The sequence below is a fragment of the Marinobacterium ramblicola genome, from assembly GCF_019084545.1.
Lineage (GTDB): Bacteria > Pseudomonadota > Gammaproteobacteria > Pseudomonadales > Balneatricaceae > Marinobacterium_D > Marinobacterium_D ramblicola.
In genome coordinates this window covers 1-21,223 of record NZ_JAHREP010000033.1, presented here as the reverse complement: position 1 = coordinate 21,223, position 21,223 = coordinate 1, and the positions used below count along the sequence as shown (strand labels likewise).

Sequence of the window (21,223 nt, the reverse complement as noted above, 5' to 3'; positions counted from 1 at the left end):
TATGTTTACTTCTTTTAGGCAGGCCAGTCTCTTGGGAAAACCTCATTTTCTCTATATAAAACATTTAATTAGGTACACCGAATTGTTGTTTGCTCTGTGCGTATCGGCTGCCCACAGCCTATGGATGCCTTGTTGATAAAAGCCCTGGTTACACACAACCGGATTTCAATCACACGCAATCCCCAGCTTCAGCCATCTCAGTTATACATATTTCCCACAGGCTTTCGTTGATAACTCCGACAATATCGGCGCTGTGAGCAATAGGTAGAGCAAATCGTGAGCAATAGGTGGACAATAGACATGAACCGGAAATCATTGTTGCACAGTTTCTGTATGATATGTGGGTAAGGTTTTACACGAGAGCGCACCGACGCAGAGTACGAATCCGGGGGCAAAAATCTATACCTGGTCGATAATAAGTCTTATAGCGATTAAAAATCAACAACTTAAAATTTCCCACACAGTTAGTTGGCTGTGGTTAACGTGTTGATAAAAAGTAAGATCAAGGCTGTTTCTTCGGCAATTCTTTATCCACACCCATCAGGTGCTGCAAAATGTGGATGGAAAGTGTGAGCAAAACGGTGAAATTGTGGGTAATTTTTTATCTAAGTTATCCACACTTGCTGCAAATTAGCGCTTTCGAACAGGCCATTGACCAGAATGAATGCGAAAAATAGCTATCCAGAACAGAGCGGGCAGCTGTTTGGCGACGAAGAACGGATCGCCATAGCGGATAGCGCCTGGCTGTTTCGAGGCTATGCTCTTGAGCAGGCATCAGAGATTGTGGAGGCGGTTCGCTCGGTGCTGCGCCAGGCCCCCTTGCGCCAGATGCAGGTACCGGGCGGGCACTGGATGTCGGTCCGTACCAGCAGTTGCGGCGCCTTGGGCTGGGTCAGTGATAGTCGCGGTTACCGCTACGCCAGCGAGGATCCGTTGTCCGGACGCGACTGGCCGGCTATCCCGCCGCTATTACTGGCACTTGCTTGCAGCGGGGCTGCACGCGCGGGGTTCGAGGGATTCTCACCCGATGCCTGCCTGATCAACTGCTATCAACCCGGTGCGAAGATGGGTCTGCATCAGGACCGGGATGAGCGCGATCTTGGATCGCCGATCGTATCACTCTCTCTCGGTCTGCCGGCGACCTTCATGTTTGGGGGGCTGAAGCGGCGTGATCCGGTACGCCGTTTTCCGCTGCTGCACGGTGATCTGATGGTCTGGGGAGGGCCGTCACGCCTGGTGTACCACGGTGTGGCACCATTGAAAGCCGGTGAACATCCGTTGATGGGGGCCTGGAGAATCAACCTGACTTTCCGTCACGCCGGTTGAGGCTCAGTAGTCTCCCGGTTGCAGGGAGCAGCGATGCTGATTGCCCTGTTCAATCTGCAGTGTCGAGTGGGCGATACTGAATCGCGCTTCCAACCCCTGACGCATCTCGCTCATCGCCGCGTCCCCGGGGTAGCCCTGCGGCATCACCAGGTGAGCGGTCAACGCGCTCTCGGTCGTGCTCATACCCCAGATGTGCAGATCGCACACCGCGCTTACGCCCGGTTGCTGCTGCAGAAACGCGCGAACCGCTTCTGGGTCGATATGGGTTGGTACCGCATTCAATGCCAGTTGTACCGATTCCCGCAGTAGCCCGAGCGTACCCAGCAGGATGATCACCACGATCAGCAGACTGATTAACGGGTCGATCCAGTACCAACCGGTGGCCATAATCACCGCACCACTGATGACCACGCCTAACGATACCGCGGTATCAGCGGCCATGTGCAGCCAGGCACCGCGGACATTGATGTCACGTTTCTGACCCCGCATGAACAGCAGTGCCGAGTAGCCGTTGACCAGAATGCCGACACCGGCGACCAGTGTGACGGTGAGGCCGGATACGGCAGGAGGGTCAAAGAAACGTCCGATCGCCTCCCAGCCGATGGCGCCGCAGGCAAGCAGCAGCAACATGGCGTTACCCAGGGCCGCCAGGATCGAGCTGCTGCGCAGGCCAAAGGTAAAGCGCTGGCTCGGCGCCCGGCGGGACAGCAGCAGGGCGCTCCAGGCCAGGACCAGCCCGAGCACGTCGGACAGATTGTGGCCGGCGTCGGCCATCAGGGCAGTGGAGTTGGCGATGAAACCGAACAGGAATTCGCCGATGACGAAGGCGGTGTTCAGCGCAATGGCGATGACAAAGGCCCGGCCCTGAGTGTCGGCGGGGGCGTGATGATGGTGACCCGCGTGGTGCTGATGCGCCATGTCAAAGATCCCGTCCAGGTTTAATCTTGGATAACCCTAGCCTGTCATCTCTGTAGCGGGATGAAAAGGGGGGGCAAGCGCGGTGATCTTGTGGGTTAATGGGTGATCGAGTTGGAAAACAGGTTGACGATCATTACGCCGACGATGATAAAACCGATGCCGATCATGGCGGCCAGGTCCAGAGTCTGGCGGAACAGAACGTAGCCGGCGGCGGCAATCAGCACGATGCCAAGCCCACTCCAGATCGCATAGGCCAGACCCAGCGGTATCTGCTTCAGTACCAGCGACAGAAAATAGAAGGCGCCGATGTAGCAGCCGGCCATGATCAGTGTCGGCACCAGCAGGGTGAACTGCTGCGATTTTTGCAAGTAGGTGGTGCCTACCACTTCGAGCAGAATCGCCAGTGCAAGAATGGCATAGGTGGAGATCAGCGGCGCCATCTTCGCTATTTCCCGATACAGAATGAGCTGAAGATTCTGCCGAGAAGATCGTCAGGTGTAAATTCGCCGGTGATCTCGCCCAGTACCTGCTGTGCCAGACGAAGATCCTCCGCCAGCAGCTCTCCGGCACCATCGGTTTTCAACTGCGTCAATCCGGTTTCGAGCAGCTCACGGGCACGCTCCAGCGCATCGATATGGCGGCGACGCGCCATAAAGCCGCCCTCGGTGGTACTGGTGAAGCCCATGACCGCCTTCAGGTGTTCGCGCAACAGTTCGACGCCACCGCCTTGTTTCGCCGATAGCGCTATAAGTGTGTGCTCACCTACCTGCTCGATACGGGCTTTCTCTCCGCTCAGGTCCGCCTTGTTGCGGATCAGGGTCAGGTGGCTGAGATCGTCCAGATGCTGGCCCAGCTCCGGCCAGAGACTAAGCGGATCGGTGGTGGTCGAGCGGGTGCTGTCGACCATCATCAGGATACGATCGGCGTTGCGGATCTCGGCCCAGGCGCGATCGATGCCGATCCGCTCCACTTCGTCGGGCGCATCGCGCAGGCCCGCGGTATCGATAATATGCAGCGGCATACCATCGATATGGATATGCTCGCGCAGAACGTCGCGGGTGGTGCCCTCGATATCGGTGACGATGGCGGTTTCGCGTCCGGCCAGCGCATTGAGCAGGCTGGATTTGCCGGCGTTGGGACGGCCGGCGATCACCACACTCATCCCCTCACGCAGCAGACTGCCCTGGCGCGCTTCCTGGCGTACCTGGGCCAGGCGCTGGAGAATGGCTTCGAGATCGCTCTGCACCTTACCGTCGGCGAGGAAATCGATCTCCTCCTCGGGGAAGTCGATCGCAGCCTCAACATAGATACGCAGCTGGATCAACTCCTCCACCAGCTCATGTACACGTTTGGAAAATGCCCCCTGAAGTGAGCGCAGGGCGCAGCGGGCCGCCTGCTCCGACGAGCTGTCGATCAGGTCGGCGATCGCCTCGGCCTGGGCCAGATCCAGTTTATCGTTGAGAAAGGCGCGTTCGGAAAACTCGCCGGGCCGGGCCGGGCGTGCGCCCAGTGCGATCAGCTCCTGCAGCAGCAGATCCAGGATGATCGGCCCGCCGTGACCCTGGAACTCGACTACATCTTCGCCGGTGAAGGAATTAGGACCCGGGAAATAGATCGCGATCCCCTGATCCAGCTCCTCATGCTGTTGGTTCAGAAATGCGGCGAAATGCGCATGTCGCGGCTGGGGAGCAAATCCGAGCAGGCGTTTGGCAAGATCCAGCGCCTGAGGGCCCGATACGCGGATAATCCCCACGCCACCCCGGCCCGGCGGGGTAGCTTGCGCAACGATGGTGTCTTGACTGATCTGCATAGCCTGGGTCCTGGAGTTTACTCGTCTTCTGCTGCGTACACCTGCGCTTGCGGGAGCAGATAGATCCTAAACATAAAAAGGCTCCCGCAGGAGCCCTTTCTATCAATCTGGCTTTACGCCGTCTTGGTATCGCCCGCTTCGATCTGGCGGTTGATGATCCACTGCTGGGCGATCGACAGGATGTTGTTGATCAGCCAGTACAGTACCAGACCTGCCGGGAACCAGAGGAAGAAGAAGGTGAAGATGATCGGCAACAGCTTCATGATCTTCGCCTGCATGGGATCTGGCGGTGTCGGGTTCAGCAGCTGCTGAATGAACATGGTGACGCCCATCAGGATCGGCAGGATGAAGTAGGGATCCATCTGCGACAGGTCGCGGATATAGCCGAAGAACGGCGCATGGCGCAGCTCGACCGATTCCATCAGCACCCAGTACAGCGCGATGAATACCGGCATCTGTACCAGGATCGGCAGACAGCCACCCAGAGGATTGATCTTCTCCTTCTGGTACAGCTTCATCATCTCCTGGGACATCGCCTGGCGGTCGTCGCCATACTGCTCTTTCAGACGCTGCATCTCCGGACCGAACTTGCGCATCTTCGCCATCGACTTGAACGCCTTGGCGTTGAGCTGGAACAGCGCGATCTTGACCAGCAGAGTAATACCGATGATCGCCAGACCCCAGTTACCGACCACCGAGTGGATCCAGGTCAGAATGACGTGCAGCGGAGTCGCGATCCACCAGAGGATGCCGTAGTCCACGGTCAGCTTCAGGTTTGGTGCGGTCGCTTCCATCTGTTCCTGGTCCTTGGGACCGGCATAGAAGGTGGCGCCGACGCTCTGGCTCTGACCCGGCGCGACCTCGAATGAGGGCGACAGGAAGCCAACGATGTAGTTGCCGTTCAGCTTGCGCGACTGGTAGGAGTACTCGGCACCCGGCGCGGGAATCCAGGCACTGATAAAGTAGTGCTGAACCATGGCGACCCAGCCATCCTGGCTGCTGGCGCTGAAACGCTCCTCATCCATATCGCTGAAGTCGACCTTCTGATAGTTGTTCTCGCTGGTGGAGAATACGGCGCCAAGGTAGGACTGCATCCCCATGGAGGTCTGCTGTGACGGATCAGCGCTGCCGTCGCGCTTGATCTGACCGAACAGCACGCCCTGCCAGGGCTCCTGGCTCTGGTTGTCGACGATATAGTCAAGGCCGATGCGATACTCGCCCCGGTTGAAGGTGTAACGCTTGGTCAGCTTGACGCCATCGGCCTGTACCAGGGTCAGGTCGACATTGAGGCTATCCTGGTCGCCGAGCTGGAACTCGGTGTTGTTGACCTGATAAACCGGGCGTCCACCCTTCTTGCCGTCGGGACCGTCGCGTCCGACCAGACCGCTCTGGGCGACGTAGGTGCGATTAGCGTTCTGCTCCAGCAGCACGAATGGCTCGCCTGAGTTCAGTGCCGACTCATGCTTGGGCAGAGCGACCTGTATGATATCGCCGCCATGCGGATCGATCAGCAGCTGCAACACGTCGGTGCTGACGCGGATCAGCTGGCCTGCATTACCTGCAGTGGCAGCCTGGGCCTGGTCGGCAGGGTTGGCTACCTGAGGAATATCGGCTGTCGGCACACCGGTAGCGGCATCTGAAGCGACACCGGCCGCCGGCAGCTCGCCATTGGCGCTGTTGCTGTAGGCGGAGACGCTGGGGGCCTGTTGCTGGGCAGTAGCCTGCTGCTGGGCGGGACCGTAATCCTCGTTCCATTGCAGTACCAGCATGTAGGAGATGAGTGCCAGGGCGGCAATCAGTATGACTCGCTGTACATCCATGGCGAAGGGACCATCAACTATTTCTGTGAGCTTTTTGGGCTTTTTTGATCAATCTGGACCAGCAGCGCTCAATCATCTTGTGCAGCTCGGGATTTTCGAGCTGATCCAGGCCGCGACGGGCCAGAATGACAATATCCACATTGGGAAGCTGATGCTGATGCAGGCGAAAAGACTCGCGAATGATACGCCGAACGCGGTTGCGTTTGACAGCCCGACGGATGTTTTTTTTGGAAATAACAAAGCCGATGCGGGGATGTTCAAGGTTATTCGGTGAGGAGAGGATGAGCAGAGGTTGCTCGGATACCTTGAATACGGCCTTATCGAAGACGCGTTTGAAATCCCCGCCAGTCAGCAAGCGCAACTGGCGGGGATATTCGAATTCAGCCATGCAGACGTTGAATCCTGCTGGCAGAATTAAACAGTAAGGCTTTTACGGCCTTTGGCGCGGCGACGGTTCAGAACCTGACGGCCATTCTTGGTTGCCATGCGAGCACGGAAACCGTGTGTGCGATTGCGCTTGAGTACGCTCGGTTGAAATGTTCTTTTCATTGCCTCAGTCCTACTTACGTTCTGTACGTGAGGTGCTGATCCACGTATAGGTAAAAATCAAGACGCGAGATTCTAGTTAATCGCCGTGTCAGATGCAAATCTTTTATCCAGTTTTTCGATAGTGGGGTGTTCGGAGCGGCAGTTAAGGGGGTAAAAGGCAAAAAAGCCGGGTCAGGATGACGACTTACCCCTATTCCTGGCGTATTCCAGACCGATCTCTGAAGCGCAGACACCGAGCAGTATGCAAATCTGTTAGTAATCTAAAAAATAATAATATAAACAACCAGTAACGCTGTTTGTAAGGCTATTGAAAGCTTGTTTTCAACTTGTGTCTGTCCTATTTCTGGTGGATAAGGCCTGGCCGGTGCACTCGGCCGCAAGGTGTAGAGCCTGAAAACATCGAATCTGAAAAAGTTTGCCCACAGCTGTGTATAACTGCCCTTTGAATGGTTAGAATAGCCGCAGTTCAGATTAAGACAGCTGCCCGGCCGGTGATGGCCAGCGTGGCTGCGATAACTATCCAAGTGCTTTATCAGGGGTTAAAGGGATGTCGGTCGAACTTTGGGAGCAGTGCCTGAAGAGCCTGCAGCAGGAGTTTCCTGCCCAGCAGTTCAATACCTGGATACGTCCGCTGCGCGCGGACGACTCTGATAATGCGCTGCTCCTGCTGGCCCCCAATCGCTTCGTGCGTGACTGGGTGGCGGACAAATTTCTCTCCCGTATTCGTCAGGTCGTCGCGGACGTCAGTGGCGATATCAGCACCGAAGTGCGCCTCGATATCGCCGGTCGTGCGGCCGCCAGTGCCTTGGGCGGCGGTGACCTGGCGTCGGCTGCCCGCCGGCGAACGGCGCCGATCCGCAAGCGCGTCGCCAGCAGTGCGGTGCCCGAGATGGCACCGCGGGCACGTTTCGCACCTGAGCCTGCACCTGAACCCGAGATCGTCGACGAGCCGATCGGCCGTGCCCCTGCAAACGTTGAGATCAACAGCTTTCAAGCCGAGCCTCAGCTTGAACTGGATATGCTGCCCAGCGACGAGGTGATGCGACCGCGTCCGGAGCGCCGGGTCGAGGTCGAGGGCAGTGTTCGTCACCAGTCGAACCTGAACCCCTCGTTCACCTTCCAGTCCTTCGTCCAGGGTAAGTCGAACCAGCTGGCGCTGGCGGCAGCACAGCAGGTGGCCGACAATCCGGGGGGCGCGTACAACCCGCTATTCATCTACGGTGGCGTCGGCCTCGGTAAAACCCACTTGATGCACGCCGTGGGTACCGAGATGCTCAAGCGCAATCCCAATGCGCGCATCGTCTACCTGCACTCCGAGCGTTTCGTCGCCGATATGGTCAAGGCGCTGCAACTGAATGCGATCAACGATTTCAAGCGCTACTACCGTTCGGTGGATGCCCTGCTGATCGACGATATCCAGTTCTTCGCCGGCAAGGAGCGCTCCCAGGAGGAGTTCTTCCACACCTTCAATGCGCTGCTCGAAGGCGGTCAGCAGATGATCCTGACCTCCGACCGCTACCCGAAGGAGATCAGCGGCGTCGAGGAGCGTCTCAAGTCCCGCTTCGGCTGGGGGCTGACGGTGGCGATCGAGCCGCCGGAGCTGGAAACCCGGGTGGCGATCCTGATGAAGAAGGCGCAGGAGGCCAAGGTCAACCTGCCGGACGATTCCGCGTTCTTCCTGGCACAGAAGATCCGCTCCAACGTGCGTGAGCTTGAAGGCGCGCTGAAGCGGGTTATCGCCAACGCCCATTTTACCGGCAACGCGATCAATACACCGTTTATAAAAGAGTCACTTAAGGACCTGCTGGCATTGCAGGATAAACAGGTTAGTATTGATAACATCCAGCGCGTTGTTGCGGATTATTACAAGATCAAGGTCGCCGATCTGCTGTCGAAACGGCGCAGTCGCTCGGTCGCAAGGCCACGCCAGGTGGCGATGAGTCTGGCCAAGGAGCTGACCAACCACAGCCTGCCGGAGATCGGTAACGCGTTTGGTGGCCGCGATCACACCACGGTGCTCCATGCCTGTCGCAAGATCAAAGAGTTGCGAGAGAGTGATACGGACATCGCCGAAGATTACAAAAACCTGCTGCGTCATCTGACGGCGTAGTGATCGGATCCTGACAAGGTAGACAGCCATGAGATTCGTAATTTCCCGTGAAGCCCTGATCAAGCCGTTACAGCTGGTAGCCGGTGTAGTGGAACGTCGTCAGACGCTGCCCGTGCTCTCCAACATTCTGCTCGTCGCCGAGGGTAACCAACTTTCATTGACCGGCACGGATCTGGAGGTTGAGCTGATCGGACGGGTCGAGCTGGATGAGCCGGCCGAATCCGGCTCAGTGACCGTCCCGGCGCGCAAGCTGATGGATATCTGCAAATCGCTGTCCGACGATGCCCGGATCGAGCTTGAACTCTCCGGCCAGAAGATGGTGATCAAGTCCGGGCGCAGCCGCTTCTCGCTGTCGACGCTGCCGGCCAGTGAGTTCCCCAATGTGGAGGACAGTCCGCAGGCGATGCAGCTGACGCTGCCGCAGGCCGCACTGCGTCACCTGATCGAACAGACTGGCTTCTCCATGGCACAGCAGGATGTGCGTTACTACCTCAACGGCATGTTGCTTGAGGTGCGCGACGGTACCCTGCGTGCGGTCTCTACCGACGGCCACCGTCTGGCTACCGCCATCAGCGACGTCGAGGTCGAGGATGGTATCCAGCACCAGATCATCGTGCCACGTAAGGGCATTCTTGAACTGGCACGCCTGCTCCAGGGCGGCGACAACCCGGTTAGCCTGGTGATCGGTGCCAACCATATCCGCGCCAATGTCGGTGATTTCACCTTCACCTCCAAGCTGGTGGATGGCAAGTTCCCGGACTACCAGCGCGTTATCCCGCGTAACGGCGACAAGGTGCTGCTGGGCGATCGTCTGGAGTTGCGTCAGGTGTTCAGCCGTATCGCGATCCTGTCCAACGAGAAATACCGCGGCGTGCGTCTGTCGCTCTCCGATGGCATGTTGCAGGTGATGGCGAACAACCCTGAGCAGGAGGAGGCGGAAGAGACTGTGGCCGTCGACTATGAGGGTGGTTCCCTGGAGATCGGCTTCAACGTCAACTATCTGCTCGATGTGCTCTCCATTCTGAACTCCGACGTGGTGCGTTTCACGCTGTTCGATTCGAACTCCAGTGCATTGATCGAAGGCTTCGAAGAGCCGGATTCTACCTACGTAGTCATGCCGATGCGCATGTAATAGCCGATGTAAGTACGCACTAACTTTGTTAGTGCGTACTTACTCCAGTAATAGATAGCTATGTTGATCTCCCAACTGCAGGTCCGCAACGTGCGCAATCTTGCCGCCGTGGAGCTGCAGCCCGCCTCGCGTATCAATCTCCTCCACGGCGAGAATGGCAGCGGTAAAACCAGTCTGCTCGAAGCGATCCATCTGCTCGGTCTTGGTCGTTCGTTCCGCACCCAACAGTATCGCCAGCTGATCCGCAGCGAGCAGGAGGAGCTGCTGGTGTTCGCCCAGATCGATCCGTTCAATCGCGGAGAGACCCGCCCCCTGGGCGTCAGCCGGGCGCGTGAAGGCGAGCTGAGAGTTCGTTATGCCGGTGAGAGTATCGGCTCGGCCGAGCTGGCCAGCCTGATGCCGCTGCTGGTGATCAACTCGGATACCTTCGCGCTACTGGAGGGATCGCCCTCCGTAAGGCGCCAGTTTATCGACTGGGGCGGATTCCACTCGGATCCGGGTTTTATCCGGCTGTGGCGTGGTTTCCACCGTGTACTGAAACAGCGAAACTCGCTGCTGAAATGTGGTAAAATCGACAGTCGCGTCCGGGCGCTCTGGGACGCGGAGCTTGTGGCGTTTGCCGAGCCGTTGACGGAGCTGCGCAGCGCCTATGTCGAAGCGCTGATACCGGTGTTCGAAGAGATTCTGGCCGAACTTTTGACCGGTGTGCAGGTCCAGTTGCGTTTCTCCCCCGGCTGGGATGCCAAACGTTCTTTGGCCCAGGTGCTGGAGGAGAACTTCGAGCGTGATCTGCGCCAGGGGTTCAGCAGTAGCGGGCCGCAGCGCGCCGATCTGCGCTTCAGGGTCGAGGGGCAGGATGCCGCCGAACGGCTGTCGCGAGGGCAGAAAAAGCTCGTCGTGAGTGCCTTGAAACTGGCGCAGGGAGCGCTGTTTCATCGTCAGAGTCAGCGCGCCTGTGTCTACCTGATCGACGATCTACCGTCGGAGCTGGATGAGCGCCATTGCCGCCAGTTCTGCCGTTTTTTGGAAAAGAGCGCCAACCAGTGCTTCATCACCTGTGTTGACCCGAGTCTGTTGAGCCGCGTCTGGAAAGAGGATACGGCATTGGCACTGTTCAGGGTCGACCAGGGAACAATATCGCAGTCTGCTGCACCAGGAGAATGAGATGAGTGGTGAAAACCAGAGCTATGATTCGTCCAGTATCAAAGTACTGAAAGGGCTGGATGCTGTGCGTAAGCGCCCCGGCATGTATATCGGGGACACGGACGATGGCAGTGGTTTGCATCATATGGTGTTCGAGCTGGTCGACAACGGTATCGACGAGGCGCTGGCCGGTCACTGCACCGAGATCGGCGTCATCATCCACCAGGACGAGAGCGTGACCGTGTCGGACAACGGTCGCGGTATCCCCACCGATATCCACAAGGAGGAGGGGGTCTCTGCCGCCGAGGTGATCATGACCGTGCTGCACGCCGGCGGTAAGTTCGACGACAACACCTACAAGGTGTCCGGCGGTCTGCACGGCGTCGGTGTATCGGTGGTGAACGCGCTCTCCAGCGAGCTGCGCCTGACCATCCGCCGCGCCGGACAGGTCCACGAGCAGGTCTACCATCACGGCGTTCCGCAAGCGCCGCTGGCCGTGATCGGCGAAACCGAGGGTACCGGCACCATCGTGCGGTTCAAACCCTCGGAAGCGACGTTCAGCAATATCAACTTCCAGTACGATATCCTGGCCAAGCGTCTGCGCGAGCTCTCCTTCCTCAACTCCGGCGTGCGCATCCGCCTCAAGGATGAGCGCAGCGGCCGTGAGGAGGTGTTCGAATATGAAGGTGGTCTGGGCGCGTTCGTCGAGTTCCTGAACCAGAACAAGTCGCCGATCAACAAGATCTTCCACTTCAACGCCATGCATGAGAACGGCGTCGGCGTCGAGGTGGCGATGCAGTGGAACGACAGTTTCCAGGAGAGCCTGCACTGCTTCGCCAACAATATCCCCCAGCGCGACGGCGGTACCCACCTGTCCGGTTTCCGCGCCGCGCTGACCCGCTCACTGAACGGCTACATCGAATCGGAGCAGTTGAACAAGAACGGCAAGGTCGCCACCAGCGGCGACGACAGCCGCGAGGGTCTGACCGCGATCATCTCGGTCAAGGTGCCGGATCCCAAGTTCTCCTCCCAGACCAAGGACAAGCTGGTCTCCTCCGAGGTGAAGACCGCGGTCGAGCAGCTGATGGCACAGCACCTCAACGACTACCTGCTGGAGAACCCGCAGGACGCCAAGGCGGTGGTGCAGAAGATGATCGACGCTGCCCGTGCCCGTGAAGCGGCGCGCAAGGCGCGCGAGATGACCCGCCGCAAGGGCGCGCTGGATATCGCCGGTCTACCCGGCAAGTTGGCCGACTGCCAGGAGAAAGATCCGGCACTGTCTGAACTCTACCTGGTGGAGGGTGACTCCGCCGGCGGTTCCGCCAAGCAGGGACGCGATCGTCGTACCCAGGCGATCCTGCCGTTGAAGGGTAAGATCCTCAACGTCGAGAAGGCGCGCTTCGACAAGATGCTCACCTCGGCCGAAGTGGGCACGCTGATCACTGCGCTGGGCTGCGGTATCGGCCGCGATGAGTACAACATCGAGAAACTGCGTTACCACCGCATCATCATCATGACCGATGCCGACGTCGACGGTTCACACATCCGTACGCTGCTGCTGACCTTTTTCTTCCGTCAGCTGCCGGAACTGATCGAGCGTGGGTATATCTATATCGCCCAGCCGCCGCTGTACAAGGTCAAGCGTGGCAAGCAGGAGCAGTACCTCAAGGACGACGAGGCGATGGAAAACTACCTGCTGCAGGGCGCGCTGGAAGGCGCCGCGCTGTACATAAACGAGGAGGCACCACCGGTCTCCGGCGAAGCGCTGGAGGATCTGGTCAGCCGCTACCGCAAGGTTGAGCGCACCATCGAGCGTTTGGGCAAGCTCTATCCGAAAGCGGTGCTGAATCAGCTGCTCTACCTGCCGGCAATCAGTGTCGAAGAGTTGGCGTCGAAAGAGGCAGTCGACGCCTGGGTCACAGGTCTCAACGAGGCGTTGATCGCCCACGCCACCAGCAGTGCCGAGAGCTACGAGTGCAGGGCCGAGCTGGACCGCGAGCACAGCCTCTATCTGCCGCGCGTTCGGCATATCCACCACAGTGTGGAAACCGATTACCGGCTGGACCTGGATCTGTTCCGTTCGCGCGATTTCCAGGCGATTGTACAGCTGGGCAGCGAGCTGCAATCCCTGCTCGAGGATGGCGCCTTCCTGCAGCGTGGTGAGCGCCGCTTCGGCCTCACCGACCTGGGCACCGGTATCCGCTGGTTGATGGACCTGTCGCGTCGCGGCAATACCATCCAGCGTTACAAGGGTCTGGGCGAGATGAACCCGGATCAGCTCTGGGAAACCACCATGGATCCCAATGCGCGTCGCATGCTGCAGGTCACTATCGATGATGCCATTGCCGCGGATCAGCTGTTTACCACGCTGATGGGCGACGAGGTGGAGCCTCGCCGCAACTTTATCGAGTCCAATGCGCTGAATGTGGCGAACCTGGATGTGTGATTTGTTGAATCTCTGTCGGATCTCATTCAAAATGAAATGGCGTCTCATATGCGTGCAATGACGTCTCATCCAGAATGAAATGAGAAAAGCAGCCCTTAGTGGCTGCTTTTTTTGTCATATCACAACATTGTGCAGAGCCTTTACCTTTTATGTATCGGTAATTGCACGATGCTTTTAGCCGATCAGCGCTTTACGATTGCCCCTCCATGAGCCGAAATCTCTTGTGCTTGAATGTTAGTGGAGAGCGCTATCGAACAGTTTAATCCGTGTGGCGTGTCCGATTTTCTGTCAATTCTTCCAAAGCAGTTACCAAGCTTTCTATCGCTCGTGCGCTAGCAGATGATGAGGCAATGACACGTTCCACTCGGTCTAGAAGCGGAACATCCTGATCCTTGTCGAGTGTATATGGATTTATTTGCAAAAATGTGCAAATTTTCTCCATGTTCTTACTTACTCTTACAACCTTCCCTCGTTCAATACGGGATAGTTGTGAATGGTGGACATCGCAGGCAGACCCTAAATCAACAAGCGTAAGACCGCATTCCAAGCGCTTTTCATGGATGCGTTTGGCTAGTTTTTGGACAGAGTTTTTGTTGAGTTCTTGGGTCATGATGTGCATAATAATTGCACATTATGCACGGGGAATCTAGCCATGGCAGTCTACGTAGATTCAGAAGAAATCCACTCAAAGGGACGTGTTTGGTGCCATTTGGTAGCAGATTCTCTTGATGAGCTTCATAGCTTCGCTGCTAGACTAGGACTGGAACGTAGGTGGTTTCAAAGTGAAAGCTTTTACCCTCATTATGATGTGACACTTTCTGTTCGTTACCGAGCAGTTCAGCTTGGCGCTATTAATGCTGATCGCAGAAAAATTATTGGATGCTGCAAGCAGATGCGTGAACAGATGCAAGCGCAGAGGATGCTTCAGCAATCGCTGTTTGATTAAGGAGGACTAAATGGCGGGTATTGCTAAGCAGCAAGTAACACCTCTGTCTCTTCCGGAGTACGAGCTCAAGGCTAGAGAATCCTCACAATTCAAGGACAGCCCGAGAGCGCTACAGAGTCTGCGTTTTGGTTTTTTTGGCGAAGTTGGTGGTCTTCTATCTTCAGTGAAAAAAGCTGAGCGTGATCGTTTGGAGGACACTCAGAGTGCTACAGCGGCTGAGGAGTTGGGAGATTCCCTATGGTATCTGTTTACTGTAGCTAGCTTGTTGGAAATCACCCCGGACGATTTGGGCTTATATTGTTTAGATGTACTGAGGAAAAGGTTCGGCGAGAGTGAACAGCCGTGCCGAACACCCGTAACGTTTCGTCAAATAGATTCTTTAATCAATGCTTGCACGGATGAGAGAATCGATAGGCCCAGTGAAATGGGAGCTCTAGCCCATGCTGCTGGCGTTTTCTGCAACATATCTGAAGCACAACTCAAGGCCGGTCCCACCCCTTCAATACTTGTACATTTTGGCAACCTGTTGATGGAACTGGCACTATGCTGTTCGAGCTTTAATCTGCATCTTGAAGATGTGGCTAGGAGTAACTTAGAAAAAATCAAAAGTCGCTGGCCAGGAGAGTATCCTGAGTACTCTTCGTTTTTTGATTCCGACTACCCAGATTACGAACAGCTACCCCGAAATCTGAAGATGGACTTCATAGAGTTGCCTCGCCCCAATGGTACTTGCGTTGTCCAACAGTTGAACGGAGTATTTATCGGCGACCCTTTGACGGATAACAGCAACGAGCCAGATGATTACCGCTTTCACGATGTATTCCATCTAGCCTATATGGCTTATTTGGGATGGTCGCCAGTTCTGCGTGGCTTGCTCAGAAGAAAACGTAAATCCCAGCCATCGACTGATGAGAACGAAGATGGTGCGAGGGCCATGATCATTGAGGAAGGAATTGCTACCTGGATATTTAACCATGCGAAGCGCCGGAATTTTTATGAAGGAATAGAAGAAGGTGCATTGGAGTATGGTGTACTCAAGCAAATTCACTCTATGGTAGAAGGGTACGAGGTGCACCGGTGCCCATTGTGGCAATGGGAGCGCGCCATCTTGAAAGGATTTGAGGTGTTTCGAGAAATACGTAAAAAGCGCTCAGGTTCTGTTGTAGTTAATATGACGGATCATCTGCTAACTTTCGAACCTACAGTTGAGAATAATCGTTCTAAATGACGCCCACCTCATTTGTGAAAGAACTCGCCAGCCTATCACTGGACAATGTTTTCAATCCCTACAGTGATACCTGTCCCGTTTACGATAGAAAAGATGCGCCAAGGATTCGTCGTACGAACCTCCGTACTTACCTGAAAGCGTGCTTAAGTACCGGGGTCGACACTATCTGGATGGGGCGAGACTTAGGATATCGGGGGGGGCGCCGAACCGGCTTGGCCCTAACAGACGAATTCCACCTATCAGAGATGGGAAGCCTGTACGATGGTTGTTCTCCCAAGCAAGCTACGAAAGGCCCTGTTTATTCTGAGCGTACAGCTGCGGAAATTTGGGGTGTCCTAAAAATCATCGATACTCCCCCTTTGCTATGGAATGTTTTTCCATTCCATCCACATGAAGCCAAAGACCCGTTAACGAACAGACGATTTACAGCGAGAGAGCTCGCGCTGGTGAAGGAGCTTAACAACACGTTGATTGAGTGGCTAAGAGTAAGTCGCATCATAGCAATAGGCCAAGATGCCGCTAAGTACGCAGAAGAATTTGGAGTCGAAGTTTTGACTGTTCGTCATCCAAGCTATGGTGGTGTAAAAGATTTCAGAGCTGGTATGCAAAGGATCTACAACATTCACGAAAGTAAACTAGGTGTGAAGGCATTCAAGCAGAGAGCTCTTTTGTAAGGGACTCGTCGTTCGGCAAAGAGTCTAGTAACTCACGAGCCGCTCGAATACCGCCAAAGCCAACGTCTAGCTTTGCATAGGTGGAAACACACGTCATCACGCCTGGTTCGAAGCCAGACTCCTTTGCAACGTAGTCCTGAAGTTGGGATAACCCGATCAGGTTGCCTAATGCCCTTTCAGCATAATAATGGGACCTATATATAGCCGTAAGGTCTATTTTGCCATCTATCAGCTTAAAGGTTACATGACTTAGGCAAGGAGACCCCATGTAACTATTACGATCAATGCGCGGATCATATGTAGGTAGTTCGAAACCTTCTCCGTTGAATGTGTGATCGATATCTTCAGAGGGATCACATATCCCCAATTCATATGCCGATTTAAAGAAACTTTTATCTCTCTCTCGCATAGCAGTGAGCTTTTCAATAATTTTATCAAGGGGATTGAACGACGTGTCACCATCCCCCTTGCGTTCGATCATGCGCATTGCATAGGTACCCCAAGTACCAGGCACCTTACCCCTTTCTATGACTTCTTTATATTTCTTATACCATTCGGGTCGGCCATATCGCTGATAAATCCGTTGCGGAAAGATAGTGCCTGCAGCAGTCATCACACTACGAGTGGAGTTCTTTTTCTGTAGAGCACAATTCACATCGTTGATGGCGGCACGATCCTCAGCAGTAATCAGCTGAGGCGTGTTTATCTCAAGAATTACATTGCGTGCATCTAGGCTTTTTTGTTCTGACAGGTAACGCGCTCCGGCCAGCCAGGCTTGTACTACTCGCGATCGTTGAAATACTTCGGCCATCAGTTAACTCCGTAGATACAAGAGGCGTGATATTTAAGATAGGAGTCTGGTATCCATGCATGGCCGTTGACTCCCCATGATGAGCCCCAACTATTACAGATAAGGTAGTGCTCGTTACCTGTCTGATCATTGCCGTAGCCAACGATCACAACTGCATGACGACCTGGGTAAACCGATGTTTCGAAGGCGACCAAACCGTCGATCGGAGCCATGAATGATTGTGTCAGAGTAATCACGGTACCTACCGGTCGCCCTTCGGCTAACCAGGTTTTTACTTGCGCTAAATCCGGTGGCATCAATGTCATATCCGGGCCAAATAGGGGTAATTCGGTAGGTAATGCCGGTAAAGGCCTTTCAGGCTCATTATGTTGATAAGGAAAGAGGTGGTCTTCCGGTAACCCTGACGATGTCGAGTCTATCGCAATCTGAACACTAAGGCCCTGATTTGGTTGCCAACTTGGGCTCCGAAGAGCAGTTGCAAGATAGGCATACTCTGGACTCAACATGTAATTTGTCATGCAGCCCTTAATTCCTGCTATCGCGAATGCGACACATGATCCACGCTGCCCTTGGTCACGCGCTTCCATCGAGATTGTAACGAGCGGTTGAATCACGCGCTTTCAGTTCCTTGAAGCAGGGCTTCCTTCGCTACAGGGGAAAGTCCATTCGTCAAATTTTCATAGCACGTCTCTGTACTATAACTATCGAGTGCCGGCTCTAGAGGGTTCCAGGCCTTTCGTTCACTTAGTCGAAGATGTGAGTGTCCTAATAAAGGTTTTGACACCAGATAATCTTGATAATGAATTCCCCCTGCTATTAGTGCATCATCCGCAGATAGTTCAGAAGCGGGTAGCATCAAGGGCTCGACGGAAAATCCTTCAGAAGCTGTCTCATCCGCAGTCCACACGTAACCTGCACCAGTATGACTTTTCAAACGCACTAGCATTTGGTCGTCAACGCGAGGTTCCAAGATAAAATCCTGATCTGACTCATCTAACAGCCAAACATCTCGTTGAGAGTTTTCGAGTGGTCTGCCCAACAACGAGCTTTTAATTTTTGCTGGCTGTGTGCGTAATAGCTTGTCAACAATAGGTTTTTCGATCAATTCCAAGCGATTGAGGGACCAAGCGGCGGCTTGATAACTAATACCTAGCCTGAGCGAAAGTTGATACAGCACAAAGGGATGCGACAGGTCAGCGATGCTCCATCTCTTTTTCCGCATGATATTCGCGATCGCCCAGCGCGGAGCAACTAGGCTGTAGGCGAACCAATCAGCTTCTAACTCGGTTTGATTCGCTCGATAGCCGTAATCAAGCTGATCGTCTGTCGTCGTTTCATGCCCTAAAAAGAAGTGTCCGAGTTCATGTGCGCAGGTCATTTGAATGAGCCCGGCGGGGCGTTCAGAATTGACTAAAATACCGGGCTGTTTTTGACGAACAAACGCACCAAACAATTTTTCTAGTGGGCGCAGCATTACAATTACGCCTGCAGATTGTGCAATGCGGAATGGATCGACTCGAGTGTATCCCTCTTGGACGCGCTGCTTAGCGCTAGAATCACTAATGACTCCTGCTGCGCGAGTGGCTACTGTCCGGATCTGACTTTTGGTGAGCATCCTAACTCCTAGCTGGCGTCTGAAGCCCTTAAGAACTCAGCAAACTGGGCAACTTCTTCCTTATCCTTAGTGCTTAATCCTTTAGTGGCTCGTGCTAAGAAAGAAAATTGTTCGGGACCAGAATAAGCTGGCTCAGACCCGGTTAAAAGGTATTCTGCTGAGCGTCTATATATTTTCGATAGAAGATTTAACTCCTCAGCTTCAACCTCCCGAGCCCCCGATTCAATATCGACAATGGCTGCGCTATCTAGCCCCGTCATTTGGCCGATTTCTGCTTGAGAAAAACCCATGTACTCCCGCGCAGCTCTGAGGCGCTCAGCTATTTGAATCAGCTTTGCTTCAGCATCACCCATCTTCATTCTTTAGGTACGTGAGTACCCCCTCGGTAACTTCCTGAATGAATTGCTCGCGTGACTCATATCCACCATTTTTAATTACAACATCGACCGGCACAGTCTTGCCGACCAGTTCATCAATGGCAATCATAGCTTCACAAGCAGTTAGAGAATCCATCGATGCGCCGAGATCATTGATAGAGGTTGGATCGCTGGAGACAGATATCTCCCGCTCATCCCAGAAATCACCGAGTGTCTGCTCTATTTGCTCTTGAAGTGTAGGCATCATTACGTCCAAAAATCGAACTGGAATTGATGAAAAATAAAGCCATAAGGGTTTAATGGTTGCAATAGGTGGCTCTACGGCGACAACAACTTAGGACTATCCATATGCTTAGATTGCAGAGGAGCTTGACGCTTTGCAACCAAGAAAGCAGGGATCAATATGTAGATGACGTTACAATCGTAAACGATGAAGCACTAATCAAGATGGTATATTTTGATAATCAGAATATAACGCTTTGATATTAAAAGATATTTTCATTATTTATTGTTTGACCATTCTTGATTCCTTTCTATATTCTGTACGATAAATGCACAATATTGGACCGTGTGCTTATGACCCCCTTCGGTACCTATCTTGAACACCTCCGACGCAGCCGCCGAATGCAGCAGAAGCAGCTCGCCGATCTGATGGGAATCAATCCTTGCTATGTCAGCACCCTGGAAAGGGGGCGTAAGGGACCACCGTCGAAAGCTGTACTCAAGCGACTCATCAAGAATCTGAACTTGTCTCGGGATGAACAGGAGCAGCTTTGGCACTCCGTAGAACTGTCCGAGATGACGTTCCGTTTACCGGATGGTATGTCGCAGGACGAGTTTGAGTTTGTCCACGATCTAAAGAGCCACCTGGGAACATTGAGCGGAGATCAGGTGCTGATCATGCGAAAAGTGTTGGGACTGGGTTCTGGCTCACAGGAGGGTATCGCTATGTAGATATAACGGGACGCACCGGGTGGATTGTCCCGCTATGGCGCAAGCAAATAGTACTTACGACGTAGGAAATCTAAGTATCCTTGCTTGCTCCCTGCCCGTCAATCGACCCGCCTAGACATTAAGCCAGTCATTTAACTTCGTTACTCGCCAGAGTAAGGGGTACACATGTCTTCAAAAAATACTGTCGTGCCGCTTGGCACAAGGCAGGGAGCACAGCTACGCCTGAAATCCGGACCGCTACGCAAAGAAATTCGGGCTCGGGAGCCGGTGCGACCGACAACCGGACGCGTTGTCGGTTTCTACCCATCGACCAAGAACAACCGGCTAGTGGCCTGGGAATCACAGCTTGAGCAGAAGGCCTGCGCCCTCTTCGAGTTTTCGCCGGATGTTGTTCGCTACCGAGAGCAGCCTATCTCGGTCTATTTCGAAAGTGATGGCCAGATGCGCCGGTACACGCCTGATTTCGAACTTCAGTTCCAGGATGGCAGATCGATCTATCTGGAGGTTAAACCCTTAGCCAAGCTCCAAAACACTGATCTCAAGCGACGGTTTCAGCAGGTGGCTAGATTTTGGGAGCTGAACGGTCGGCAATTTGGTGTCATCACCGACGTAGAGCTTTACCACCCCACCTTGCAGCTCAATCTGAAACTGCTGAGAGCCCACCAACGGGCTCATATCTCCGATGCGGTGCGACAGCGCGTAGAGCATTGGGTCGGTACCGCAGGCCCTGTCACTTTCGAGCAATTGGCTGAGCTACTGAATTCACCAACACAGGTCTATGCGTTGATCGCCCAGCGAGTGCTGAACGTGGATCTATTCACACCTTTTTCACCTGCCACAACGCTGCATTTACCGGAGGGTATCGGCCATGAAAGTTGCCTCTTTTCATACCGGACTGCGCCTGACTTTGAATAGCACGCGATACCGCATCGATAGGATTCTGGTATCAGGAGAGTGCTACCTGGAGCGGCTGTCTGATGGCGGAGTGCTTGTTAAGACTAAGCCCGAATTGGCCGCTTTACTGGCAACAGGAGAGCTGATCCTTGAGTCTCCCAACAACCGGGAGTCAAATTCCGACGCTGGATTGAGCTCCCGGGCTGCACGCGATTTAAAGGCGCTATCCAAGTCACAGCGCGAAGAGGTTCTGCGCAAGTACGAATACATCAAGGAGTCTATCTGTCGGCTTGGAAAGGAGCCCAAAGCGGCAGGCCTGGAGCCCGTTATCGAATCTGTTTCCGCCAATATTGGGGAAATCAGGCCCCCTAGCGTGACAACGGTTTATCGTTGGTGTCAATGCCGGTCTGAGAAGTCCTCTTTTTCGCGGTTTGAGATGTCCCCTTTTTGTCGGTTCGTTGACTGATTTA

The 21,223-nt window shown here is 54.5% G+C and carries 22 protein-coding genes; 10 read left to right on the top strand and 12 right to left on the bottom strand.

Features of this window, described 5'->3' with window-relative positions; translation table 11 throughout:
* The first annotated feature begins 660 nt into the window (after positions 1 to 660).
* Complete coding sequence (gene alkB / locus KQ940_RS20170) at positions 661 to 1,326, top strand: DNA oxidative demethylase AlkB (protein ID WP_217416165.1); 666 nt, start codon at positions 661 to 663, stop codon at positions 1,324 to 1,326.
* Positions 1,327 to 1,329: 3 nt separating this feature from the next.
* Here the strand turns inward: alkB and KQ940_RS20165 are convergent, their stop codons facing one another.
* The 6 genes from KQ940_RS20165 to rpmH all read right to left on the bottom strand — a co-directional run bounded on the left by KQ940_RS20165 (position 1,330) and on the right by rpmH (position 6,423).
* Positions 1,330 to 2,244: a cation diffusion facilitator family transporter gene (locus KQ940_RS20165; protein ID WP_217416158.1), complete on the bottom strand. Its 915-nt coding sequence runs from the start codon at positions 2,242 to 2,244 to the stop codon at positions 1,330 to 1,332.
* Between the two features lie 95 nt (positions 2,245 to 2,339).
* Positions 2,340 to 2,672: a DMT family transporter gene (locus KQ940_RS20160; RefSeq protein WP_425515649.1), complete on the bottom strand. Its 333-nt coding sequence runs from the start codon at positions 2,670 to 2,672 to the stop codon at positions 2,340 to 2,342.
* Between the two features lie 17 nt (positions 2,673 to 2,689).
* Positions 2,690 to 4,054: a tRNA uridine-5-carboxymethylaminomethyl(34) synthesis GTPase MnmE gene (mnmE, locus tag KQ940_RS20155; protein WP_217416148.1), complete on the bottom strand. Its 1,365-nt coding sequence runs from the start codon at positions 4,052 to 4,054 to the stop codon at positions 2,690 to 2,692.
* Between the two features lie 113 nt (positions 4,055 to 4,167).
* Positions 4,168 to 5,874: a membrane protein insertase YidC gene (gene yidC, locus KQ940_RS20150; protein WP_217416146.1), complete on the bottom strand. Its 1,707-nt coding sequence runs from the start codon at positions 5,872 to 5,874 to the stop codon at positions 4,168 to 4,170.
* A gap of 13 nt (positions 5,875 to 5,887) precedes the next feature.
* The gene (rnpA, locus tag KQ940_RS20145; RefSeq protein WP_217416144.1) at positions 5,888 to 6,262 is read right to left on the bottom strand and encodes a ribonuclease P protein component; all 375 of its coding nucleotides are present in this window, start codon (positions 6,260 to 6,262) and stop codon (positions 5,888 to 5,890) included.
* Between the two features lie 26 nt (positions 6,263 to 6,288).
* On the bottom strand, positions 6,289 to 6,423 hold the full coding sequence (gene rpmH, locus KQ940_RS20140; protein ID WP_188751980.1) for a 50S ribosomal protein L34: 135 nt from the start codon (positions 6,421 to 6,423) through the stop codon (positions 6,289 to 6,291).
* A 547-nt stretch (positions 6,424 to 6,970) separates the two neighbouring features.
* On the opposite strand from rpmH, the gene dnaA reads away from it, so the two are divergent.
* The 4 genes from dnaA to gyrB are packed head-to-tail and all read left to right on the top strand — an operon-like array spanning position 6,971 to position 13,254.
* On the top strand, positions 6,971 to 8,533 hold the full coding sequence (dnaA, locus tag KQ940_RS20135; protein ID WP_217416131.1) for a chromosomal replication initiator protein DnaA: 1,563 nt from the start codon (positions 6,971 to 6,973) through the stop codon (positions 8,531 to 8,533).
* Between the two features lie 28 nt (positions 8,534 to 8,561).
* Positions 8,562 to 9,665, top strand: coding sequence for a DNA polymerase III subunit beta (gene dnaN / locus KQ940_RS20130; RefSeq protein WP_217416129.1), 1,104 nt, complete (start codon positions 8,562 to 8,564; stop codon positions 9,663 to 9,665).
* Positions 9,666 to 9,725: 60 nt separating this feature from the next.
* Positions 9,726 to 10,829 (top strand): DNA replication/repair protein RecF, encoded by a 1,104-nt coding sequence (recF, locus tag KQ940_RS20125; RefSeq protein ID WP_217416121.1) that lies wholly within the window; start codon positions 9,726 to 9,728, stop codon positions 10,827 to 10,829.
* A 1-nt stretch (position 10,830) separates the two neighbouring features.
* Positions 10,831 to 13,254 (top strand): DNA topoisomerase (ATP-hydrolyzing) subunit B, encoded by a 2,424-nt coding sequence (gyrB, locus tag KQ940_RS20120; RefSeq protein WP_217416119.1) that lies wholly within the window; start codon positions 10,831 to 10,833, stop codon positions 13,252 to 13,254.
* Between the two features lie 259 nt (positions 13,255 to 13,513).
* Here the strand turns inward: gyrB and KQ940_RS20115 are convergent, their stop codons facing one another.
* Positions 13,514 to 13,873, bottom strand: a complete 360-nt coding sequence (locus KQ940_RS20115; RefSeq protein WP_217416117.1) for a helix-turn-helix domain-containing protein — start codon at positions 13,871 to 13,873, stop codon at positions 13,514 to 13,516.
* Between the two features lie 33 nt (positions 13,874 to 13,906).
* Between KQ940_RS20115 and KQ940_RS20110 the strand changes: the two genes are divergently transcribed.
* Genes KQ940_RS20110 through KQ940_RS20100 form a run of 3 tightly spaced genes read left to right on the top strand, consistent with a single transcriptional unit; the run spans position 13,907 to position 16,102 of the window.
* Positions 13,907 to 14,200 carry a DUF4031 domain-containing protein gene (locus KQ940_RS20110; RefSeq protein ID WP_027311651.1) on the top strand — a complete coding sequence of 98 codons (294 nt, stop codon included), beginning with the start codon at positions 13,907 to 13,909 and terminating at the stop codon, positions 14,198 to 14,200.
* A 10-nt stretch (positions 14,201 to 14,210) separates the two neighbouring features.
* Positions 14,211 to 15,428 (top strand): nucleoside triphosphate pyrophosphohydrolase family protein, encoded by a 1,218-nt coding sequence (locus tag KQ940_RS20105; protein ID WP_217416115.1) that lies wholly within the window; start codon positions 14,211 to 14,213, stop codon positions 15,426 to 15,428.
* The gene (locus KQ940_RS20100; RefSeq protein WP_217416113.1) at positions 15,425 to 16,102 is read left to right on the top strand and encodes a uracil-DNA glycosylase; all 678 of its coding nucleotides are present in this window, start codon (positions 15,425 to 15,427) and stop codon (positions 16,100 to 16,102) included. Before KQ940_RS20105 ends, KQ940_RS20100 begins: the two co-directional genes overlap by 4 nt.
* On the opposite strand, the gene KQ940_RS20095 is transcribed toward KQ940_RS20100, so the two are convergent.
* The 5 genes from KQ940_RS20095 to KQ940_RS20075 all read right to left on the bottom strand — a co-directional run bounded on the left by KQ940_RS20095 (position 16,080) and on the right by KQ940_RS20075 (position 19,149).
* Positions 16,080 to 16,913: a thymidylate synthase family protein gene (locus KQ940_RS20095; RefSeq protein WP_217416111.1), complete on the bottom strand. Its 834-nt coding sequence runs from the start codon at positions 16,911 to 16,913 to the stop codon at positions 16,080 to 16,082. The genes KQ940_RS20100 and KQ940_RS20095 overlap by 23 nt on opposite strands.
* Positions 16,913 to 17,431 (bottom strand): C1 family peptidase, encoded by a 519-nt coding sequence (locus KQ940_RS20090; RefSeq protein WP_217416109.1) that lies wholly within the window; start codon positions 17,429 to 17,431, stop codon positions 16,913 to 16,915. The genes KQ940_RS20095 and KQ940_RS20090 overlap by 1 nt, the downstream gene beginning before the upstream one ends.
* 92 nt (positions 17,432 to 17,523) lie before the next feature.
* The gene (locus tag KQ940_RS20085; protein ID WP_217416107.1) at positions 17,524 to 18,528 is read right to left on the bottom strand and encodes an ImmA/IrrE family metallo-endopeptidase; all 1,005 of its coding nucleotides are present in this window, start codon (positions 18,526 to 18,528) and stop codon (positions 17,524 to 17,526) included.
* 8 nt (positions 18,529 to 18,536) lie between these two features.
* Positions 18,537 to 18,881, bottom strand: a complete 345-nt coding sequence (locus KQ940_RS20080) for a helix-turn-helix domain-containing protein (protein WP_217416105.1) — start codon at positions 18,879 to 18,881, stop codon at positions 18,537 to 18,539.
* Positions 18,874 to 19,149, bottom strand: a complete 276-nt coding sequence (locus KQ940_RS20075; RefSeq protein ID WP_217416096.1) for a hypothetical protein — start codon at positions 19,147 to 19,149, stop codon at positions 18,874 to 18,876. Before KQ940_RS20075 ends, KQ940_RS20080 begins: the two co-directional genes overlap by 8 nt.
* A gap of 332 nt (positions 19,150 to 19,481) precedes the next feature.
* On the opposite strand from KQ940_RS20075, the gene KQ940_RS20070 reads away from it, so the two are divergent.
* Both KQ940_RS20070 and KQ940_RS20065 read left to right on the top strand, forming a co-directional pair.
* Positions 19,482 to 19,859 carry a helix-turn-helix domain-containing protein gene (locus KQ940_RS20070; RefSeq protein WP_281419299.1) on the top strand — a complete coding sequence of 126 codons (378 nt, stop codon included), beginning with the start codon at positions 19,482 to 19,484 and terminating at the stop codon, positions 19,857 to 19,859.
* A gap of 165 nt (positions 19,860 to 20,024) precedes the next feature.
* A complete protein-coding gene (locus KQ940_RS20065; protein WP_217416086.1) occupies positions 20,025 to 20,774 on the top strand; it encodes a TnsA endonuclease N-terminal domain-containing protein in 750 nt (249 codons plus the stop codon).
* The last annotated feature ends 449 nt before the right edge of the window (positions 20,775 to 21,223 follow it).

Excerpts from the sequence above, each read along its gene's own strand:
- KQ940_RS20115 (WP_217416117.1), bottom strand. The coding sequence starts at position 13,873 with ATGCACATCATGACCCAAGAACTCAACAAAAACTCTGTCCAAAAACTA.
- KQ940_RS20075 (WP_217416096.1), bottom strand. The coding sequence starts at position 19,149 with ATGCCTACACTTCAAGAGCAAATAGAGCAGACACTCGGTGATTTCTGG.
- rpmH (WP_188751980.1), bottom strand. The coding sequence starts at position 6,423 with ATGAAAAGAACATTTCAACCGAGCGTACTCAAGCGCAATCGCACACAC.
- KQ940_RS20090 (WP_217416109.1), bottom strand. The coding sequence starts at position 17,431 with ATGACAAATTACATGTTGAGTCCAGAGTATGCCTATCTTGCAACTGCT.
- KQ940_RS20080 (WP_217416105.1), bottom strand. The coding sequence starts at position 18,881 with ATGGGTGATGCTGAAGCAAAGCTGATTCAAATAGCTGAGCGCCTCAGA.
- KQ940_RS20100 (WP_217416113.1), top strand. The coding sequence starts at position 15,425 with ATGACGCCCACCTCATTTGTGAAAGAACTCGCCAGCCTATCACTGGAC.
- recF (WP_217416121.1), top strand. The coding sequence starts at position 9,726 with ATGTTGATCTCCCAACTGCAGGTCCGCAACGTGCGCAATCTTGCCGCC.
- KQ940_RS20070 (WP_281419299.1), top strand. The coding sequence starts at position 19,482 with ATGACCCCCTTCGGTACCTATCTTGAACACCTCCGACGCAGCCGCCGA.
- KQ940_RS20065 (WP_217416086.1), top strand. The coding sequence starts at position 20,025 with ATGTCTTCAAAAAATACTGTCGTGCCGCTTGGCACAAGGCAGGGAGCA.
- mnmE (WP_217416148.1), bottom strand. The coding sequence starts at position 4,054 with ATGCAGATCAGTCAAGACACCATCGTTGCGCAAGCTACCCCGCCGGGC.
- KQ940_RS20110 (WP_027311651.1), top strand. The coding sequence starts at position 13,907 with ATGGCAGTCTACGTAGATTCAGAAGAAATCCACTCAAAGGGACGTGTT.
- KQ940_RS20095 (WP_217416111.1), bottom strand. The coding sequence starts at position 16,913 with ATGGCCGAAGTATTTCAACGATCGCGAGTAGTACAAGCCTGGCTGGCC.
- gyrB (WP_217416119.1), top strand. The coding sequence starts at position 10,831 with ATGAGTGGTGAAAACCAGAGCTATGATTCGTCCAGTATCAAAGTACTG.
- KQ940_RS20105 (WP_217416115.1), top strand. The coding sequence starts at position 14,211 with ATGGCGGGTATTGCTAAGCAGCAAGTAACACCTCTGTCTCTTCCGGAG.
- KQ940_RS20085 (WP_217416107.1), bottom strand. The coding sequence starts at position 18,528 with ATGCTCACCAAAAGTCAGATCCGGACAGTAGCCACTCGCGCAGCAGGA.
- yidC (WP_217416146.1), bottom strand. The coding sequence starts at position 5,874 with ATGGATGTACAGCGAGTCATACTGATTGCCGCCCTGGCACTCATCTCC.
- alkB (WP_217416165.1), top strand. The coding sequence starts at position 661 with ATGAATGCGAAAAATAGCTATCCAGAACAGAGCGGGCAGCTGTTTGGC.
- dnaN (WP_217416129.1), top strand. The coding sequence starts at position 8,562 with ATGAGATTCGTAATTTCCCGTGAAGCCCTGATCAAGCCGTTACAGCTG.
- KQ940_RS20165 (WP_217416158.1), bottom strand. The coding sequence starts at position 2,244 with ATGGCGCATCAGCACCACGCGGGTCACCATCATCACGCCCCCGCCGAC.
- rnpA (WP_217416144.1), bottom strand. The coding sequence starts at position 6,262 with ATGGCTGAATTCGAATATCCCCGCCAGTTGCGCTTGCTGACTGGCGGG.
- dnaA (WP_217416131.1), top strand. The coding sequence starts at position 6,971 with ATGTCGGTCGAACTTTGGGAGCAGTGCCTGAAGAGCCTGCAGCAGGAG.